2 protein-coding genes are annotated in these 3,210 nt (G+C 67.7%); both read left to right on the top strand.

The genetic code is table 11. The features are described from left to right. Window positions 1–1,237 (top strand): aconitase family protein (locus I5I_RS05265; protein WP_036317352.1); only part of this gene is annotated, 1,237 nt, incomplete at its 5' end. 86 nt (window positions 1,238–1,323) lie between these two features. Then, the coding region (gene dxs, locus I5I_RS05260) for a 1-deoxy-D-xylulose-5-phosphate synthase (RefSeq protein ID WP_036317351.1) at window positions 1,324–3,210 on the top strand (1,887 nt) is incomplete at its 3' end.

Raw genomic sequence — 3,210 nt, 5'->3', positions numbered from 1 at the left:
GGTCGGCTACGGCTGCACCATCTGCATCGGCAACTCCGGACCTCTCATCGAGGAGGTCTCGGCGGCGATCAACGAGAACGACCTGGCCGTCACGGCCGTGCTGTCGGGCAACCGCAACTTCGAGGGCCGCATCAGCCCCGACGTGAAGATGAACTACCTCGCCTCGCCGCCCCTCGTCGTCGCCTACGCCCTCGCCGGCTCCATGCACTTCGACTTCGAGACCGACCCGCTCGGGAAGGACTCGGAGGGCAACGACGTGTTCCTCAAGGACATCTGGCCCTCGCCGGACGAGGTGCAGGAGGTCATCGACTCGTCGATCTCGCGTGACCAGTTCATCAAGCAGTACGCCACCGTGTTCGACGGCGACGAGCGCTGGACGAGCCTGCCCACGCCCGAGGGCCCGATCTTCGAGTGGGACGCCGATTCGACGTACGTGCGCAAGGCGCCGTACTTCGAGGGCATGTCCATGGACCTGACCCCGGTCACGGACATCCACGGCGCCCGGGTGATGGCGACCCTCGGCGACTCGGTCACCACCGACCACATCTCGCCCGCGGGGAACATCAAGGCCGGCACGCCCGCCGCGCAGTACCTCACCGAGCACGGTGTCGCGCAGAAGGACTTCAACTCCTACGGCTCGCGTCGTGGCAACCACGAGGTCATGATCCGCGGCACGTTCGCGAACATCCGCCTCAAGAACGAGCTGGTCGCCGCGGTCAACGACGGTCAGATCGTCGAGGGCGGCTTCACGCGTGACTTCACGCAGGAGGGCGGCCCGCAGTCGTACATCTTCGACGCGTGCGAGAACTACCGCGCCGAAGGCACCCCGCTCGTCGTCTTCGGTGGCAAGGAGTACGGCTCGGGCTCATCGCGCGACTGGGCCGCGAAGGGCACGTCGCTGCTGGGCGTCAAGGCGGTCATCACCGAGAGCTTCGAGCGCATCCACCGCTCCAACCTCATCGGCATGGGCGTCGTGCCGCTGCAGTTCCCCGAGGGCCAGAGCTGGAAGTCGCTGGGCCTGGACGGCACCGAGATCGTCTCGATCGAGGGCCTCGAGCAGCTCAACGAGGGCGTCACCCCGAAGACCGTGAAGGTCACGGCGGCCCCCAGCGAGTTCTCGCCGGAAGGCAAGGAGACGATCGTCTTCGACGCCAAGGTGCGCATCGACACCCCCGGTGAGGCGGACTACTACCGCAACGGCGGCATCCTCCAGTACGTGCTGCGTTCGCTGGTCTGAGCGCCGGTTATAACGCCCCGGCATCGGTCCCTGCAAGGGGACGCCGATGCCGGGGCGTCGGCGTTTGGGCGACGTAGACTCGGAGGATGAGTCTGCTCGCTTCGATCACCGGTCCGCGCGACCTGGACTCCCTGTCCACCGAGCAGCTCGAGCAGCTCGCGCAGGAGATCCGTGACTTCCTCGTCGAGAACGTGGCGCGCACGGGCGGTCATCTCGGACCGAACCTCGGTGTCGTAGAGCTCACCATCGCGCTGCACCGGGTCTTCAACTCACCCGACGACCCCTTCGTCTTCGACACCGGCCACCAGTCGTATGTGCACAAGCTGCTCACCGGCCGCCAGGACTTCCGCGGCCTGCGCTCGCGCGGCGGACTCGCCGGCTACCCGCAACGCGCGGAGAGCGTCCACGACGTCGTCGAGTCCTCGCACGCGTCGAGTTCGCTGAGCTGGGCGGACGGCATCTCCCGGGCGTTGACCCGCACCGGCCGCAAGGATCACCACGTGGTCGCTGTCGTCGGTGACGGCGCGCTGACGGGCGGGATGACCTGGGAGGCACTGAACAACATCTCCGACGACAACGATCGCAATCTGGTGATCGTCGTCAACGACAACGGACGCTCCTACGCTCCGACGATCGGGGGGATGGCCCGCTATCTGAACCGGGTGCGCACCACCGAGGGCTATGAGAGCCTGCGCAAGAGCTCGGCATCCTTCTTCCGTCGACTCGGACCGATGGGGCGCGCCGTCTACCGTGGTGTCCGCGGCGGCACGCATGGATTCCTCTCGCGCTTCTCCAACAACGAGGCGCTGTACTCGAACCTGGACATCAAGTACCTCGGGCCGATCGACGGACACGACCTCGTCGCACTGCAGGAGACGTTGCAGCTGGCCAAGGACTACAGCGCCCCCGTGATCGTGCACGTCATCACCGAGAAGGGCCGCGGTTACGAACCCGCGCGCAACGACGAGGCCGATCAGTTCCACGCCGTCGGCAAGATCGACCCGGCGACGGGCGAGCCGCTGGGCTCTTCGGATGCCGTCGCCTGGACCGACGCCTTCGCCGATGCATTCGTCGCGGCCGGAGAGCGTCGCGACGACGTCATCGCGATCACCGCGGCGATGCTGCGCCCGACGGGCCTGCAGCCGTTCGCGCAGCGCTTCCCCGACCGTGTCTACGACGTCGGCATCGCCGAGCAGCATGCGGTGGCTTCCGCGGCAGGGCTCGCGTTCGGCGGGCTGCATCCCGTCGTTGCGATCTACGCGACGTTCATGAACCGCGCCTTCGACCAGGTGCTCATGGATGTGGCCCTGCATCGCGCGGGAGTGACGTTCGTTCTCGATCGCTCGGGTGTGACCGGGCCCGACGGCCCCAGCCACCATGGTGTGTGGGATCTCGCGATGCTGCAGCTGGTCCCCGGCATCCGCATCGCCGCACCCCGCGACGAAGCCCGCTTGCGGGAGGAGTTCGACGAGGCGATCGCTGTCGACGACGCCCCCACGGTGATCCGCTTTCCCAAGGGCGCCGTCGCGGTCGAGCAGCCGGCCCTCAAGCGCCTTTCGGACGGTGTCGACGTGCTGTGGCAGAACGGGGCCGAGGACGTTCTGCTCGTCGGCATCGGCCCGATGACGCAGCTCGCGGTCGAAGTCGCCGAGCGTCTGCGCGCCCAGGGCATCGGAGCGACCGTCGTCGATCCGCGCTGGGTCGTTCCCGTGCAACCCTCCATCGTGAAGCTCGCGGCCGCCCATCGCCTGGTGATCACGATCGAGGACGGCATCCGCGTCGGTGGCGTCGGAACGCGCGTGCGCCAGGTGCTGCGCGAAGCGGGCGTCGACACGGCCGTCGACGAGCTCGGCCTTCCCGATGCCTTCATCGATCATGCGACACGCGAGCAGATCCTCGAAGACGCCGGGCTGTCGGCCGCGGAGATCGCGCAGGACGTCGTCGCGCAGGTGCTTCGCACGCGTATCCCCATC

This window comes from Microbacterium sp. B24, from assembly GCF_000333415.1.
Taxonomy (GTDB): domain Bacteria; phylum Actinomycetota; class Actinomycetes; order Actinomycetales; family Microbacteriaceae; genus Microbacterium.
Note: the sequence above shows the minus strand (reverse complement) of the source record. Positions and strands in the feature narration are given on the sequence as shown.